The 16,714-nt window shown below is 73.5% G+C and carries 13 protein-coding genes; 9 read left to right on the top strand and 4 right to left on the bottom strand.

What is annotated here, in order from left to right:
* Positions 1 to 103 precede the first annotated feature (103 nt).
* The 4 genes from AB0B97_RS08240 to AB0B97_RS08225 all read left to right on the top strand — a co-directional run bounded on the left by AB0B97_RS08240 (position 104) and on the right by AB0B97_RS08225 (position 4,594).
* A complete protein-coding gene (locus tag AB0B97_RS08240; RefSeq protein WP_234584472.1) occupies positions 104 to 871 on the top strand; it encodes an SGNH/GDSL hydrolase family protein in 768 nt (255 codons plus the stop codon).
* Positions 872 to 873: 2 nt separating this feature from the next.
* The gene (locus AB0B97_RS08235; RefSeq protein WP_357491665.1) at positions 874 to 1,320 is read left to right on the top strand and encodes a hypothetical protein; all 447 of its coding nucleotides are present in this window, start codon (positions 874 to 876) and stop codon (positions 1,318 to 1,320) included.
* 198 nt (positions 1,321 to 1,518) lie between these two features.
* Positions 1,519 to 3,576: a hypothetical protein gene (locus tag AB0B97_RS08230; RefSeq protein ID WP_357491663.1), complete on the top strand. Its 2,058-nt coding sequence runs from the start codon at positions 1,519 to 1,521 to the stop codon at positions 3,574 to 3,576.
* Positions 3,577 to 3,691: 115 nt separating this feature from the next.
* A complete protein-coding gene (locus AB0B97_RS08225) occupies positions 3,692 to 4,594 on the top strand; it encodes a sulfurtransferase (protein WP_234584475.1) in 903 nt (300 codons plus the stop codon).
* A 49-nt stretch (positions 4,595 to 4,643) separates the two neighbouring features.
* Here the strand turns inward: AB0B97_RS08225 and AB0B97_RS08220 are convergent, their stop codons facing one another.
* The 3 genes from AB0B97_RS08220 to AB0B97_RS08210 form a co-directional block, all read right to left on the bottom strand.
* Positions 4,644 to 5,825 (bottom strand): hypothetical protein, encoded by a 1,182-nt coding sequence (locus AB0B97_RS08220; protein WP_357491661.1) that lies wholly within the window; start codon positions 5,823 to 5,825, stop codon positions 4,644 to 4,646.
* Entirely contained in the window at positions 5,822 to 6,379 is a 558-nt protein-coding gene (locus AB0B97_RS08215; RefSeq protein ID WP_234584477.1) for a SigE family RNA polymerase sigma factor, read from the bottom strand. Before AB0B97_RS08215 ends, AB0B97_RS08220 begins: the two co-directional genes overlap by 4 nt.
* A 68-nt stretch (positions 6,380 to 6,447) precedes the next feature.
* A complete protein-coding gene (locus tag AB0B97_RS08210) occupies positions 6,448 to 7,029 on the bottom strand; it encodes a TetR family transcriptional regulator (protein WP_234584478.1) in 582 nt (193 codons plus the stop codon).
* 107 nt (positions 7,030 to 7,136) lie between these two features.
* Here AB0B97_RS08210 and AB0B97_RS08205 point away from each other — a divergent pair, with 107 nt between their 5' ends.
* Entirely contained in the window at positions 7,137 to 8,294 is a 1,158-nt protein-coding gene (locus AB0B97_RS08205) for an FAD-dependent oxidoreductase (RefSeq protein ID WP_357491658.1), read from the top strand.
* 17 nt (positions 8,295 to 8,311) lie between these two features.
* Here the strand turns inward: AB0B97_RS08205 and AB0B97_RS08200 are convergent, their stop codons facing one another.
* On the bottom strand, positions 8,312 to 9,568 hold the full coding sequence (locus AB0B97_RS08200) for an MFS transporter (RefSeq protein WP_357491656.1): 1,257 nt from the start codon (positions 9,566 to 9,568) through the stop codon (positions 8,312 to 8,314).
* 121 nt (positions 9,569 to 9,689) lie between these two features.
* On the opposite strand from AB0B97_RS08200, the gene AB0B97_RS08195 reads away from it, so the two are divergent.
* From AB0B97_RS08195 to AB0B97_RS08180, 4 genes are all read left to right on the top strand, one after another.
* Positions 9,690 to 11,477: an HSP90 family protein gene (locus tag AB0B97_RS08195; protein ID WP_357491654.1), complete on the top strand. Its 1,788-nt coding sequence runs from the start codon at positions 9,690 to 9,692 to the stop codon at positions 11,475 to 11,477.
* A 2-nt stretch (positions 11,478 to 11,479) separates the two neighbouring features.
* Positions 11,480 to 14,365 carry a hypothetical protein gene (locus tag AB0B97_RS08190; protein WP_357491652.1) on the top strand — a complete coding sequence of 962 codons (2,886 nt, stop codon included), beginning with the start codon at positions 11,480 to 11,482 and terminating at the stop codon, positions 14,363 to 14,365.
* Between the two features lie 115 nt (positions 14,366 to 14,480).
* Positions 14,481 to 15,080: a TetR/AcrR family transcriptional regulator gene (locus AB0B97_RS08185; RefSeq protein WP_357491650.1), complete on the top strand. Its 600-nt coding sequence runs from the start codon at positions 14,481 to 14,483 to the stop codon at positions 15,078 to 15,080.
* Positions 15,081 to 15,222: 142 nt separating this feature from the next.
* Positions 15,223 to 16,560 carry a biotin carboxylase N-terminal domain-containing protein gene (locus tag AB0B97_RS08180; RefSeq protein ID WP_357491648.1) on the top strand — a complete coding sequence of 446 codons (1,338 nt, stop codon included), beginning with the start codon at positions 15,223 to 15,225 and terminating at the stop codon, positions 16,558 to 16,560.
* The last annotated feature ends 154 nt before the right edge of the window (positions 16,561 to 16,714 follow it).

Here is a 16,714-nt window from a genome sequence, read left to right as displayed (position 1 = left end):
TGACGCATGACGTCCGCCACCTCGGCCGGTCGGGGCACCGGCCGCCGTGCCTCCGGTGACAGACTGGTCGCCGCAGGCAACGGGTGGCGTGAGGGGGGCGCGGGTGCGCTGGCGCAGTTTTGTCGCGGTCGGGGACAGCTTCACCGAAGGTATGGACGACGCGTACCCGGACGGCACCTACCGGGGCTGGGCGGATCTGGTGGCGACCCGTCTCGCCGCCGAGGCGGGCCCCGACTTCCGGTACGCGAACCTGGCCATCCGGGGCCGGCTCTTCCCCAGCGTGGTGGCCGAGCAGGTGCCCTCGGCGGTGGCGATGAAGCCCGACCTCATCAGCTTCGCGGCCGGCGGCAACGACGTGCTGCGCCGCACCTTCGACCCGGACACGTTGGTCTCCCGCTTCGACGAGGTCGTCCGGCAGCTGCGCTCGGGTGGCGCGGACGTGCTGCTCTTCCGGTTCGCGGACGTGATGGCGCGGCTGCCCGGTCAGCGTCTCGTCGCCCCCCGGGTGGAGCTGCTCAACCAGGCGGTCGGTGAGACCGCCGAGCGGCACGGCGCGATCCTGGTCGACCTGTACGCCGACAACACGTTCCTCAACCCGATGCTCTGGAGCACCGACCGGCTGCACCTCTCCGCGGCGGGGCACCGGCGGGTCGCCGGGCAGGTGCTGAACGCGCTCGGGGTGGGCTGCGACGAGGAGTGGCTGATGGTCCCGCCGCACCCGGCGCCGTCGCCGTGGCTGGCCGCCCGCGCGGCCGACCTGCGCTGGGCCGGGCAGCACCTGGCCCCGTGGATCAGGCGGCGACTCACCGGCCGGTCGTCCGGCGACACGGTGACGGCGAAGCGTCCGCTGCTCGGCCCGCTCGTCGACTGAACGTGCGCACTCTGCACACCGCGCCGCTGCTGCGGCGTACCCCCGACGGCGAACCGGTGCCGGGCCAGGCCGTGCTGGTCGGCGGCGACCGCGTCGAGGCCGTCGGTCCGCTGGCCGAGCTGAGCGAGACGTACGCGGGGGTGCGGGTACGCCGATGGCCCGGCGTACTGGGTCCGGGCCTGCTCCACGACGGCCCGCTGCCGGCGGCGCCCACCCCACGCGAACGGGTGTACGCGTTGCTGCGTATCGGGGTGACGGCGGTGCTGGCCGAGCATCTGGCCGACCCGGTGCTGCGGGCCGCCGTCGACCGGAGCGACCTGCTGGTGCTGCCCGCCGCCGTGGCACCGACGCTGCGTCCGGGCGGGCGGGCCGACCTGGCGGTCCACGACGCCAACGGCGCCTGCCTGGTGACCGTGGTCGCCGGTCGGATCGCGCACCGTCGCGCCTGAACGGACCGTTGTAACTCCTCTGTGGAGGCCGTTCATCGAATCGGGTTCGCCCGATGTCCCCCGTCCCCGATAGCATCCGCTGCCCCCGCTGATCGGAAGGCGGGGACATCGGGGAAAGGTGGATGGGGGATGGCCCTCATGCGCAGCACGACGACATCCGGAAGACCGGTCCGAGCCCTGCTGGCCACAGCGCTGTCCATGACTGTCGCTGGCGGGATGCTCACGCTCACGGCCACGCCGGCCGCGGCCTACGACATGCGGTACGAGAAGAACACCTCGTGGGCCTACACGGACGCGCACCGGCCCACGAAGATCACCATCGACCAGGCCGGCGACGTGCCGGTCGGGTCCTGGAAGGACGCCCAGGGGCGCAAGCACACGGCCCGCGCCTACTTCACGTTCGACATCTCCCGCTACCGGGGGGCGGAGATCGAGTCGGCCGTGTTCTCCGTCAAGGAGACCTCGGTCATCGATTGCACCAAGCGGCCGGCGGTGGAGCTGTGGCGCACCGCGGCGTACACCGCCACGTCGAGTTGGGCGAAGCCGCCGGTCGAGGTGGCGAAGCTGCACACGACCACGCTGCCGGCCGAGGCCGGCTGCCCGGCGCCGTACGTGGAGTGGAACGCGGTCGAAGGGTTGCGGCAGGCGGTGGCCGAGGGCGCTTCGACGCTCACCCTGGCGCTCCGGTTGCCGGCCGGGGCGGAGGCCAATCCCGCGTTGGGTCGCCGCTACGCCAGTGCGGCAGGCATCTCCATCGACTTCAACTACCCGCCGGGCGTGCCGACCGAGCAGCAGACCTCCGGCACTCCGTGCACGACTGCCGAGCCCTACCAGTTCCAGCGAAGCGGTGATCTTGCGCTTTCGGCGATCCTGCACGACCAGGACAAGAACGCCTCCGGTGGCACCGACATGCTGACGACCACCTTCGCGCTCTGGCCGGTCGACGAGCCGTCGGCCCGGGTCGAGCGGATTGGAAACGGTCGGGACGGCGAGCGGGCCAACGTCATCTTCGACCGCGACACCCTGACGCACGACCGTGTGTACGCCTGGCAGGTGCGGGCGGCGGACAGCCGGGCAACCGGTGGGTGGAGCGGCCTCTGCTACTTCCGTACCGACTTCCAGGGCCCGGCGACCGCGCCGATCGTCTCCTCCACCGACTTCCCCGCCGACGGGAGCTGGCATCCGGCGCTGCCCGGCCAGTTCACCTTCGACGCCGGTGCGGCGGCGGACGCGGTCGGCTTCCGGTACCGGCTCGACGGAGGCGTCGAGGGGACGGTGTCGGCGGATCGCCCCGGCGGCACGGCCACGGTCACCATCACCCCGGACGCGGGGCCCAGCAGCCTCACGGTGGTGAGCGTGGACGCGGCCGGAAACCGTTCGCCCGAGTCCCGCTACGAGTTCCGGGCCAGCGACGTCGCGCCGACCGTCACCGGCAACCTGACCGCGATCGGCGTGCCGACCACGTTCACCGTCGCGCCGCAGATGCCCGGGGTGGTCAGCTACCGCTTCAACCTGGACGGCGACCCGGAGCAGACGGTGCAGGCCGAGGCCGACGGCACCGCCACGCTTACCGTCACCGCGACCCGGGCCGGCAACCGCACCCTCTCGGTGACCAGCGTCACCGCCGACGGCGTAACCGCGACGGCGACGCGAACCTTCCGGCTGAGCACCGCTCCGACGATCTCCGCGACGGTCTACGAGCAGGGCGGCACCAGCGGAGGTCAGGGTGTTCCCGGGATCTTCACCTTCACCCCGCGTCAGCCCGACGTGGTCAGCTACCGCTACCGCTTCGGCACCGTGACCAGCACCGTGGCCGCCGCAGCCGACGGGACCGCGTCGGTGACCTGGACGCCGACCAAGCCGGGCTTCACCTCCCTCACGGTGTGGAGCGTCAATCGGGACGGAGTCCAGTCGGACTCGACCAGCTTCGTCTTCTTCGTGCGTGACCTGCTGCCGGTGATCCAGGGTTTCCTCTACGACCCCGGCTACCCCGCCGGTGGCCCGGGTCAGCCGGGTGACTTCTGGATCAGCTCGGAGGTGCCCGGCACGACCGAGTTCCGGTACCGCTTCGACGACGGCCCCGACCAGGGGATCGCCACCGACGTCAATGGCAGCGCCATCGTCACCTGGACCCCCGAGCAGGCCGGCACGCACACCCTGAGCGTTCGCAGCCTCTTCGCCGACGGGACGGCGTCCCCGGAACGGACGTACACCTTCCTGGTCGCCGACGCCCCGGAGACCACGTCGAAGCACTGACCGAGACGCGCTGGGAGACGTACGTCCCAGTGGCCCGGCCCACCATCCCGTGCCCGGTGGTGGGCCGGGCCCGTTACAGCGGTCGCGGGCGGCGATCCGGCGTACCTTGGGGATCATGTCTGTGCCGAACGATCCTGATCCCCGCCTCCAGTCGTACGCCGACCCGCAGCGGTTGGTCACCACCGACTGGTTGGCCGAGCACCTGGGCGACGAGGGCCTCGTCGTGGTCGAGTCCGACGAGGACGTCCTGCTCTACGAATCCGGTCACATTCCCGGTGCCGTCAAGGTCGACTGGCACCTCGACCTGAACGACCAGGTCACCCGGGACTACCTCGACGCCACGAGCTTCGCCGAGATGTGTGCCGCGAAGGGCATCGGCCGGGGCGACACGGTGGTCTTCTACGGCGACAACTTCAACTGGTGGGCCGCGTACGCCCTCTGGGTGTTCTCGCTCTTCGGCCACGCGGACGTGCGCCTGCTCGACGGCGGCCGGCAGAAGTGGATCGCCGAAGGGCGCGAGGTGACCCGCGACAAGCCGGCCCGGCCCCGCGCCGACTACCCCGTGCCGCTGCGGGACGACGCGCCGCTGCGGGCGTTCCGCGAGCAGGTCATGGCGCACATCGCCGTGGGGCGGCCGCTTGTCGACGTCCGCTCCCCGGGCGAGTACACGGGCGAGATGCTGCACATGCCCGACTACCCGCAGGAGGGCGCACTGCGCGGCGGGCACATCCCGGGCGCGGTCAGCAAGCCGTGGAAGTCCGCCGCGAATGAGGACGGCACGTTCAAGTCCGCCGACGAGCTGAAGGCCATCTACGCCGACCAGCTCGGGCTGAGCCCGGACGACGACGTGATCGCGTACTGCCGCATCGGCGAGCGGTCCAGCCACACCTGGTTCGTGCTGCGGCACCTGCTGGGCTACCCGCAGGTCCGCAACTACGACGGCTCGTGGACGGAGTGGGGCAACCTGGTCCGGGCACCCGTCGTCAAGGGCGACCAGCCCGGCGGCATCGCCGCCTGAGCGTCGCGCGGGAGCTGGCCGGCTGAGCGTTCGACCCGTTCGACGGCCCTCAGCCGGCCAGCGCCAACACGCCGCGCAGGTCCCGGATGACCCCGGTGATCTCGCCGGTCTCCGGGTCCCACCGCGCGAGGGCGGCCGGTTCCAGGCGGAGCAGCACCGCGCCCTTGTTGTCCCAGCCCAGCACCGGGCAGCAGCCCTTGCCACGCTCCCGACCGAGGTCGAGCAGATGGGTCACCTCGCCGGTACGGGAGTCCAGCACGGCCACCCCCTCGGCGCCGTCGATCTCGTTGCTGGTGATCCACGCGGCGCTCGCCAACCGGCCGCCGTGCAGCCAACCCCGGCCGTAGAACTCGTTGACCTGGTACGGCGGGGGCAGCGCGTCGTGGGTGATCCGTTGTTCGGAGCGGATCGTGGCCTCGCGGGCGCTCCGACTCCGCAGCGTCAGGCCACCCCGTTCGCCGGTCAGCTCGATCAGCGCCGCCTCGCGGCCGGCCTCCGGGTCGGGTGCCACCACGTCCCAGGCCGACACGTCGATGGTGCCCGCCGCCTCGGTGTCGCGCTCCACCGCGTACGTCCGGTTGTCGCCGCCGACCAGCACCCGGTCGTGCGCCCAGACCACCAGCTCCAGGTAGCCGTCGAGCGGGATCCGGCGTACGCCCGCAGTGGTGAGATCCACCATGATCAGCTCATTGGTCTGCGCGAAGGCCGCCCACCGGCCGTCCGGCGACAGGACTCCCGGCTTCACGGCGGTCGCCTCGTTGCCGCCGGCGTCCCGGGTGGGGGCCAGCGTCACCACGTCGAGACCGCGCACGACACCGTCGTCACCGAGGATCCGGACCGGGCCGTCCGCGCGGTTCTCCTCGTCCACGGGCTGGAACAGCGCCAGCGCCCGCTGGACCGGTCGCTCGGACAGCGGCACGGTCGCCGGGCCGCTCAGCCGGTTCAGCGGATCGGGTGGGAACGTCAGCTCGGCCGGCGGACGCTGCACGGGATCGGCATGGGTGGGCTCGACACTCGGCGCCACCGTGTGGTTCAGGGGCGGATCGGGGGACGGTTGGCGGACGGCCATCGTGCCACCGCCGAGCAGCGCCACGGCCAGGACGGCCGCGCCGAGCACCCGTCGGGTACGACGCGTGCGCCGCGCCCGGTCCCAGCCGGCCGTCGCGGGCCTGCTGGGCAGCACGTCCTCCACGCTCACGGCGAACAGTCGGCGCAGATCCTGCTCGTTCACTGGTTCACCTCCAGGCCGGCGGTCGGGTCGTCGGAGCGGGTCGCGCCCCGGCTCGGTCGGCCATCTCCGGTGAGATCGGGGGCGACCTCGCGGAGCCGGCGCAGCGCCATGTGGCACTGGCTCTTCACGGTGCCGACGGTCACCCCGAGCGCCTCCGCGGTGGCGACCTCGGTCAGGTCCTCGTAGTAGCGCAGCACCAGCACGGCCCGCTGCCGGGGCGGCAGCAGCCCCAGCGCGTCGTGCAGGGTGAGCCGCAGCGCGCCGTCCCGGTCGGGGGCCACCTGCTCCGGCGGTGCGGCGCTGAGCCATTCCCGGCGTCGACGCCGCCACCACGACACCGCGTCGCGGTAGAGGATGGCCCGCACATACGCGGCGGGATCACCGTCGCGGACCGAGGGCCAGCGCAGCGCCAGCTTCAGCAGGGCGTCCTGGAGAAGGTCCTCGGCCTGGTGCCGGTTGCCACAGATCAGGAAGGCCGCACGCAGCAGACGGTGCTGGTTGCTCTCCACGAAGGCGAGGTAGCCGTCGCGGCCGTCGTTCGCCGTCGATCCCATCCGCACCCCTTCCGGCCGCCATGGTGCGCGTCACCCGACAGACGCATGGGGAGGGGGAAAAGGTTGGGTCAGGTCTGCGGCAGCCCGGTCAGGTAGCGCTGGAGGGTCGGCGCGATCCAGGAGACCAGCTCCTCGGGCTCGGCGTCCACCATCGGTGGGAGCCGGACGACGTAGCGGGTGAAGGCGAGGCCCAGGATCTGGCTCGCCACCAGGCCGGCACGTCGGGCGGTCAGCGCCGGGTCGGTGCCGAAGGCGGCCACTGCCGCGGTGAGCTGGTCGGCGAAGATGCCGCGCATCCGTTCGGCAGCGCCCGGGTTGGTGCTGGCGGCCCGCAGCAGCGCCACAAGCGTCTCGTCGCCCTCCCACCGGACGAGGAAGTGCCGCACCAGCACCTCGCCGAGCTGCTCGGGCGACACGGCGGTCAGGTCGGGCAGACGGAGGTCGAACTCGGCCGCCGCCGCGAACAGGCCCTCCTTGCTGCCGTAGTACCGCATGACCATCGACGGGTCGATCCGGGCGTCGGCGGCGATGGCCCGGATCGTGGCGCGCTCGTATCCGTCGGCGGCGAACCGCTCGCGGGCGGCGCGCAGGATCGCCGCGCGGGTGGCGTCCGAGCGGCGCGGCTGGGTCGGGTGGGCGGGCGCGGTCATGCCAACGACCGTATGCCAACGGCTGTTGACACACAACGACAGTGGTCCTAGCGTTGCCAACAACCGTTTGCCAACACCCGTTGGCAACAGTCGTCGCGGAGGTGGCCATGCTCCCCACGAGCACCGACGTCCTGGTGGTGGGTGCCGGCCCCACCGGCCTCGCCGCCGCACTGACGCTGGCCCGGCGCGGGGTCGACGTGACAGTGCTGGACCAGCAGGCCGAACCGCCACAGACGTCTCGCGCGGCAGTCGTGCACGCGTACACCCTGGAGGTGCTGGACCGGATCGGCGTCGCGGCGCCACTGGTGGCCCAGGGGGTGCGTGCGCCGCGTTTCACGGTCCGCGACCGGGACCGGACGCTGCTGTCGGTGCCGTTCCACCGGCTGCCGTCCCGGTTCCCCTACGCGCTGCTGATCTCCCAGGCGGTCACCGAGGCCGTGCTCGTCGGGCAGTTGGCCGACCTCGGCGTCCGGGTACGACGGCCGTGCCGGCTGACCGACCTGAGCGTGACCGCCACCGGGGTGCTCGCGCGGGTCGACGGCACCGACCTGCGCGCCCGGTACGTGGTCGGCGCGGACGGCCTGCACAGCACCGTCCGGCAGGCGGCCGGCATCGGCTTCGCCGGCCCCAGCGACGAGGAGTCCTTCGTGCTCGCCGACGTACGGGTCGACAGCGCGCTGCCCCGCGACGAGGCCGCGCTGTTCCTCGCCCGCCCCGGGCCGCTGGTCTGGGCGCCACTGCCGGGCGGCGTGGTCCGGCTGGTCGCCGCCGTGCCGACAGCACCGCCCGAGCCGGACGCGGCGTACCTCCAGGCGCTGCTCGACGAGCGCGGTCCGACCCGCCGGCCCGATCGGGTGACCGAGGTGCTGTGGGGTTCCCGGTTCCGGGTGCACCACCGGATCGCCGACACCTTCCGGGCCGGGCCGGTGCTGCTGGCCGGGGACGCCGGCCACGTGCACAGCCCCGCCGGCGGGCAGGGCATGAACCTCGGCATCTGCGATGCGGTGGCCCTCGGCACGGCCCTTGCCGAGGTGCTCGCCGGTGGCCCGGAGACGCTGCTCGACGACTACACCGCGCGGCAGCGCCCGATGGCCGAGGACGTGGTGAGTTTCGCCGCCGGGCTGACCCGGCTGGCCACCACCTCCCCGGCCCGCCGACCGGCCCGAGACGCGCTGCTCCGGCTGCTCGGGGCCGTACCCCCGGTCCGGCAGCGGATCGCGCTGCGCCTGTCCGGGCTGTCCCACGCCGAACGCCGCGCGGGCTGAGGTGCACGACGTGCTGCTCAGCGCGACGGCTGGGGTGCTGTGCTGTCGTCGGTGGGGGCGACGACCGGCGGTGCCGACGCGACCGGCCGGAGCGTCCGCCACGCCACCAGCGTGACAAGCGCGAACGTGCCGGCCGCGGCGCCCGCCACCGGCACCGTCCCGTACGCGGCGGCGGCCAGGCCGGCGAGCGCCGCGCCGACGGGTGCGGTGAGCAACCCGACCATCCGCTGCGCGGCACCGACCCGACCGAGCAGCCCGCGCGGCACGTGCCGCTGCCCGTACGACGCCGACAGGCTGTTCCACACGACAGTGCCGGCGGCGAAGACGGCCAGGGCGATCCCGCCCGACACCGGTTGCCGGGCCAGCGCGAACACGACAAGCGCGACGGTCTGCACGGCGAGCACCAACCGCAGCGCGGGCACCGTACCGAGCCGGGCGGCGAGCCGTCCCGCGGCGAGCGCCCCGCCCACGCCGCCGAGAACGGCACCCGCAGCGAACAGTCCGTATCCGGCCGGCGGCACGCGCAGCACGTCCAACGCGTAGAGCACCATCACCGCCATGAGACCGCTGATCGCCAGGTTGCTCGCGGCGGCCAGCAGGGTGACCCGCCACAGTGTCCGGTCGCCGCGCAGCCACCGCACACCCTCGGCGATCTCGCTCCACACCGACAGGCGTCGGACAGCCGACCCCGTGCTCACGGCGGACGTCGGAGTGAGGGCCAGCACGAGCAGGGCTGCCACCGCGAAGGTGACCGCGTCCAGAGCGAACGGCAGGGCGGGGGCTGCGGCGAAGAGGACGCCGGCGGCCGGCGCACCGAGGAAACCGCCGGCCACCGCGCTCCCCGCCTGGAGCCGTCCGTTCGCCCGGGGCAGCGCGGCCGGCGACACGACGGTGGGCAGCAGCGCGAACGAGGCCGAGTCGAAGAGGGAGCCCAGCGCGGCGAGGAGGAACGCGGCCGCCAGCAGCGTCACGACGGTCGCCCGGTCCAGGACGACCGCCACGGCCAGCGCCGCCACCACCGCCGCGCGTACGCCGTCGATGCAGGCCATCGTCCGCCGGCGGTCCCAGCGGTCCGCGTACACGCCGCCGAGCAGACCGAAGAGCAGCGGGGGCAGCTGCCCGGCCACGGTGACCGCCGCGATGATCCGAGGGTCCCGGGTCACGGTGGCGGCCAGCAGGGCCAGAGCCGGCGTACGCAGTGCGTCCCCGAACCGGGACGAGACCGCGGCGGACCAGAGCAGCCGGAAGTCCCGGCCCAGAGCGGAGGAGGTCATGCCGCCGAACGTGCCCTCTCGACCGGGTCGAGGGTCAAGCCGCCGGGCGAAAGGGGGACGCGAGCCGTCGGTGATCATCGGTACGGTGGGCGCCGGCATCGGGACCGGGGAGAACTCAGGCGTGGACCACACTTTCCAGGTCGACCTGCGTGGCGTGGTCGACCTGCTCAGCCATCACCTCTACGGCAGCCCACGGGTCTACGTCCGTGAGCTGCTCCAGAACGCCGTCGACGCGATCACCGCCCGGCGTACGACCGATCCGGACGCGCCGGCGCTGGTCCGCATCGAACCACCGGAGATCACCGGCGACGGCACCCTGCGGGTGCACGACACCGGCATCGGGCTGACCGAGGCGCAGGTGCACGAGCTGCTGGCCACCATCGGTCGCAGCTCCAAGCGCGACGAACTGGGCTTCTCCCGGCACGAGTTCCTCGGCCAGTTCGGCATCGGCCTGCTCTCCTGCTTCCTCGTCGCCGACGAGATCCAGGTGCTCACCCGGCACGGCGACAACCCCACGGTCCGGTGGACCGGGTACGCCGACGGCCGCTACGCCGTGACCGTGGCCCCGCCGGAGGCCGCCCGCGTCGAGCCGGGCACCACTGTCACGCTGGTGCCCCGCCGCGACGCCGACCAGTGGTTCGCCACCCCGACCGTCACCGACCTGGCGCGGCTCTTCGGCTCGCTGCTGCCGGTCACCGTCCGGGTCGGCGACACGGTCACGACCACCGGCGAACCCCCGTGGGCGAGCGCGCCGGGGGCACCGCTCGACCGCGCGGCGCTGATCAGGTACGCCCGGGAGACGCTCGGCGTGGAGCCGTTCGACGTGCTGCCGCTGGCCGTGCCGGAGGCGGGGCTGACCGGTGTCGCAGTCATCCTGCCCACCCCGGTGAACCCGGCGGCCCGGGCCGGGCACCGCGTCTACCTCAAGCGGATGCTGCTCACCGAGAACGCCGACAGCCTGCTGCCGGACTGGGCGTTCTTCGCGCACTGCGTCATCGACGCGACCGAGCTGCGCCCGACGGCCAGCCGCGAAGCTCTCTACGAGGACACCCTCCTGACCGCGACCCGGGAAGCGCTCGGCGACCAGGTACGCGGCTGGCTGGTCCGGCTGGCGCGGCACGACCCGCACCGGCTGGCCGAGTTCCTCCAGGTGCACCACCTCGGCGTGAAGGCGCTGGCGCTGCACGACGACGAGATGCTGCGGCTCGTCGACAGGTGGTGGCCGATGGACACCAACGTCGGCACGCTCACGCTCGCCGAGTTCCGGGAACGCCACGGGGTGGTCCGCTACGCGGCCAGCCTCGACGAGTTCCGCCAACTCGCCGCGGTGGCCGCCGCACAGGACCTGGCGGTGGTGAACGCCGGCTACACGTACGACACCGAGCTGATCGAGCGGCTGCCGGCGGTGGACCGGTCGGTGCTGATCGAACGGCTGGAGCCGAGCGACCTCACCACCCGGTTCGAGGCCCTCGACCCGCCTGTCGAACTGGCGCTGCGGCCGTTCCTCACCGCCGCGCAGCGGGCCGTCGAGCGGTCCGGCTGCGAGGTGGTCATTCGGGCGTACGACCCGGTTTCGCTGCCCGCGCTGTACCTGGTCAGCCGGTCGGCGGCGTTCAACGACCAGCTCGCCGCCAGCCGCGACCGCGCCGACGAGCTGTGGGGCGGAGTGCTCGACGCGCTCGCCGCCACCGCCCCACCGGACCGCCCGCAACTGGTGCTCAACCACCGCAACCCGCTGGTCCGGCGGGTCACGATGCTCGGCGACCCGGAGCTGGTCGGCCTCGCCATCGAGGCGCTGTACGGGCAGGCGCTGCTGCTCGGCCACCATCCGATCCGCGCGGCCGACGCCGCGCTGCTGAACGATTCCTTCCTCGGCCTGCTCGGCCGGGCCGTGCCGGGACGGGAGTGACAATGAGCGACGAGGACCTGTGGCGGGTGCTGCGTGGCATCGCCGACATGCCGTACGGGGCGGGGCAGATCGCCGCGCTGGAGCAACTGCTGCGTCGGGTCGACGCCGCCGACGACCGGCACCTCGCCTTCGTCACCCGCATGCAGGCCACCACCGGGTACGTCTACGGCGGTGAGCCGGCGAAGTCGTTCGTGACCTTCTCCTGGTGCCTGTCCGAGTTCGACCGCGACCCGCAGCCCTACCACCAGCGCCACCTGCACCAGTTGCTGTGGCACTTCAAGTACATGGTGTCCGGCCTGCTGAAGTTCCCCGAGGTGCCGCTGGACCGCACGTACGCGGTGCTCGACGACATGGAGCGCCGTTATCGCGCCGGCGGGCACAGTCTCCAGACCGTCCACAAGCACCGGTTCCGGGTCGCCGACCACGTGGGCGACGCCGAGGCCGCCGCGCACTGGTACCGGCTCTGGCAGACCACGCCCCGCGACGAGCTGTCCGACTGCGCCGGCTGTGACCCGACGAGCCAGGTGGGCTACCTCGCCGACACCGGGCGGGACGCCGAGGCCGTGGCACTTGCCGAGCCGGTGCTCGCCGGCAGACTTACCTGCACCGAGCAGCCGCAGGCGATCCTCACGGCGCTCCTTCTGCCCTTCCTGCGTACCGGTCGCGGTGAGTCGGCCCGCGACGCGCACCGGGAGGCGTACCGCAAGCTGCGCGGCAACCTCGCCGACCTGTGGGACATCGGCGACCACATCGAGTTCTGCACGCTGACCGGCAACGAGGCGCGGGCGGTCGAGCTGGTCGAGCGGCACCTGGACTGGCTGGACCGGCCACCGTCGCCGGCAGCCGCCATGCACTTCGCGGCGACCGCCGCCGCCGCGCTGCGTCAGGCGGGTGCGGCGACGGTGTACCGCCGGGCCGCCGAGGGCCGGCCAGCCGCCGAGGTGCCCGCGCCCACGCTTGCCGACGAGTTGGCCGCTACCGCGACCGGGCTGGCCGCCCGCTTCGACACCCGCAACGGCACCACCCACCAGTCGGAGTGGATCGCCCGCCGGCTCGCCGTACGGCCCGGCGGCGAGCACCTGCCGCTCTCCGCGAGCGTCCGCCGCCGTCCGGCCCGCCCGACCGGGGACGAACCGACAGTCGCTCCCGGTGCGGCCGCGTCCGCGCCCGCCGACCGACCTGCCCGGGAGCGGGACGGCGCGGCCACCGCCGCCCTGCCCGCCGACGCCGACGCCGACGGGTTGCTGACCCTCGCCGAGGAGAGCTGGGGCCGACACGACCGGGCCACGTTCCGGGCGGCGCTGGCCGCGTGCGACGAGCGGTTCGGCACCACCGACCTGCCGGCGCGCACGGTCGCGCACCGGCTGGCGTTGCGGGCCGCCGAGCGCGGCGACGAGGACGACATCGAGGGCGCGGTCGAGCTGAACCGCGAGGCGCTGGACCTGTACCGCTCGGCGGGTGAGGAGGTGCCCGCCCAGGTGGTCGCCGGGCGGCTCGGCGTGCTGCTGACCAGCACCGACGAGCACGCCGAGGAGGGGCTCGCGCTGGTCCGGGAGGCCGCCGAGGTGCTGGACCGGCTCGGTGACGCCCGGCAGCGGGCCGCGGCGCACGACCGGCTCGCGTTGGCGCTGCTGCACCAGCAACGGTGGGCGGACGCCCTGGCGGCGCTGGACCGGGCACCCGCCGACGCGGGTGGCGACCGGCACCTGGCGGCTCGGATGGCGCTGCACCGGGCGCACCTGCTGGAGCAGTCCGACCGCGTCGACGAGGCCCGCGCCGCCGCCGAGGAGGCCCGCGGCATCGGTCGCGAGCTGGCCATCGGCGAACTGCTCACGGCGGCCTGCCTGGCGTGGGCGCGGACTGTCGACGACCCGGCCGACGCGGTGGCCGCCTGCGACGAGGCGCTGCGTGTGGCGCCGGCGGACGCGGAGCTGCCCGTGCGGGTCGCCCGCGCGCGGGCGCTGCTCTCCGCCGGTCGGGCCGCCGACGCGGTGGACGATTTCGTCGAGGCGGTGACGCTCTGCGTGGAGCGCGGCGCCGAGGGGGACGCGTTCCTGCGCTGGGAACTGGCGAACGCGTACCGGGTGGTGGGCCGACTCGCCGAGGCGGCCGAGGTCGCCGAGGAGGCAGTGCTCGGCCTGGACCGGCTGGGCGCTCAGGCGGAGGCCGACCGCTGCCGGCACCTGCTGGCCGGCGTGTACGCCGGGCTCGGCGAGATCGATCCGGCACTGGCCCTGCTGGAGCAGTTGTCCACCAACCTGGACGGCCCGGACAACCTCCCGCACCGGGCACAGGTGCTGGAGGAGGCCGGCGGGATCCTCTACGACGCCGACCGGGATGCGGTTGCCGCCGAGCGGTTCGCCGCCGCCGCCACGGCGTACCGGCTGGCCGACCTGCCGTTGGACGAGCTGCGTGCCCGTCGGCGGGAGGCGTACGCCTGGTTCTGGTCCGACGACCGACCGGCGGCGGTGCGTGCCGTCGAGGTGATGGACGGGTTGGCGGCCGCGGTGGCCGGGCAGCCGGAGCCGGAGCCACCGGTGATCTACGAGCTGGCGATGGCGGCCGAGGCCGGTGCGCGGGTGCTGGTCGGCGAGGGGCGGCCGGACGAGGCGTTGGACCGGCTCGCGGGTGTGCCGGACCGGCTGCGGTCGATCGAGGCGTTCGGCGAGGCGGCGCAGGTCGAGGTCCTCGTCGGTGAGCTGCTGCTGCGCCTGGACCGGCCGGCCGAGGCGGAGCCGCTGCTGCGCCGCGTACTCGGTGGGCTCCCGGCCGGCTCGCGACCGGTCCGCCAGACGGCCTGGCTGCTGGCCCGCGCCCTGGACCTGCTGGACCGACAGGCGGACGCCGCAGCGCTGCGCGCGGAGCACGACCTCGACCCGGACGAGTGACCTCTGCGCCGACCGGTCGGCCCCGCCCGAGCGGGTGCCGGCCGGTGGCGTGGCGCGCGCAACCGACCGGTAACCGCCGCCCCACCGCGGTCAGCTCGCGGTCTACGCTTGCCCGGTGACGGTGGAGCAGCAGGCACGGGGTGCGGCGGGTGCGGGCCGGCGCCGGTCCCGCAAGGACGAGATCCTGGAGATCGCGGTCGGTCTGTTCGCCGCCCGTGGCTATCACGGCGTGTCGATGGACGACATCGGTGCGGCAGCCGGGGTGACCGGCCCCGCGCTCTACCACCACTTCGCCGGCAAGGAGGCGATGCTGGCCGCGGCGCTGATCCCGGTGAGCGACGGGTTGTTGGCCGGCGGTCGGGAACGCGCCGCCGGGCATCCGGACGACCCGCGGGGCGTGTTGGAGTCGCTGATCGACTTCCACGTCGAGTTCGCGCTGGCCAACCCGGCGGTGATCGCGCTGCACCTGCACGAGCTGGACCGCCTGCCGGAGGAGCCGCGACGACGGATCCGCCGCCTGCAGCGGATGTACGTCGAGGAGTGGGTGACGGTGCTGACCGCGCTGCACCCGGGCATGCCCGACGGTGAGGCGCGGGTGTTGGCGCACGCCGCGTTCGGCCTGATGAACTCGACCCCGTTCCTGGGCGGCGAGGTGGACCGACGGCGTCGCGCCGAGCTGCTGCGCGGCGCGACCCTGGCCGCGCTGCTCGCCTGAGCCCGACCGCGCTGCGGCTCTGATCCCGGTCGCGCTGCGGCTCTGAGCCCCGCCGCGCTGCGCGTCTGAGCCCCGGCTCGTCAGGAGTGGGCCGGTCGTGGTTCCCTGGCATCGTCCCAACATCCGGACGCCGGGAGGAAACATGATCGAGTCACTGCTGGTCGCCAATCGGGGCGAGATCGCCCGCCGGGTCATCCGGACCGCCAAGCGGCTCGGCATCCGCGCGATCGCGGTGTACTCGGAGGCCGACGCCGACCTGCCCTTCGTCGCCGAGGCGGACGAGGCCGTCCTCATCGGCCCGCCGAACCCGGCCCAGAGCTACCGCAACGTCGAGGCGATCCTCGCCGCCGCGAAGTCGACAGGCGCGCAGGCCATCCACCCGGGCTACGGGTTCCTGTCGGAGAACGCCGACTTCGCCCGTACCGTCGAGGCGAGCGGCCTGATCTGGGTCGGGCCCGGCGCGGACGCGATCGCCGCGATGGGCGACAAGATCAACGCTCGGAACCTGATGGCGGCGGCCGGCGTCCCGGTCGCGCCCGGCACCACCGACCCGGCCGCCGACCTGGACGCGGCGGTGACGGCCGCCGCCGAGATCGGCTACCCGGTGATGGTCAAGGCCGCGGCCGGCGGCGGGGGCATGGGCATGGGGGTGGCCGTCGACGAGGCCGCGCTGCGCACCGAGTACGACAAGGTGCGCGCGTTCGCCGAGCGGATGTTCGGCGACGGTTCGGTGTTGATCGAGCGGTACTTCCCCCGGGTGCGCCACGTCGAGGTGCAGATCCTCGGCCTGGCCGACGGTCGGGTGGTGGCGCTCGGCGAGCGGGAGTGCTCGGTGCAGCGGCGCAACCAGAAGCTGGTCGAGGAGTCGCCGTCCCCGGCGGTCTCACCTGAGCTGCGCGCACGCCTGCTGGCGGCGGCCGTGCGGGCCGGTGAGGCGGTGAACTACCGCAACGCCGGCACTGTCGAGTGTCTGCTCGATCCGAGCACCGGTGAGTTCTTCTTCCTGGAGATGAACACGCGGCTTCAGGTGGAGCACCCGGTGACCGAGTACGTCTACGGCGTCGACCTGGTGGAGGAGCAGCTGCGGGTGGCTGCCGGCCTGGCGCCGATGTTCGACCCGGACGCGCTCGCGCCGAGTGGGCACGCCATCGAGCTGCGGATCAACGCCGAGGACCCGAAGCGTTTCCTGCCCGGCCCCGGCAAGGTCACGACCTGGGTGGAGCCCACCGGCGAGGGCATCCGGGTGGACTCCGGCTACACCGAGGGCAACACCGTCACCCCGTTCTACGACAGCCTGCTGGCCAAGCTGATCATCAGTGGTGCCAGTCGTGACGAGGTGATCGCCCGCGCGCGGGACGCTGTCGCCGGGTTCCAGATCGTCGGCCCGAAGAACAACCTGCCCTTCTTCGCCGAGTTGCTGGAGAACGACGAGTTCCTCTCCGGCGCCTACGACACGGCGATCGTCTCCCGGATGCGCTGAGCCCTCGCCGGTCGCCGGCCGTCGCGCTGTCGTCCTCCGGCGGCGCGGCGGCACTGGCATCCGCGTCCTTTGCTCTGCTTACCTGGAGGCAACAGAGGATGTCCGGATACCGGACGATCGGTGTTGCGTCAGTTGAAGCAGTGCAAAGGGCGCG

The sequence above is a fragment of the Micromonospora sp. NPDC049004 genome (genome assembly GCF_040649315.1).
GTDB lineage: Bacteria > Actinomycetota > Actinomycetes > Mycobacteriales > Micromonosporaceae > Micromonospora.
The sequence above is the reverse complement of the archived record's forward strand: the minus strand, read 5'-3'. Positions and strand labels throughout refer to the sequence as shown.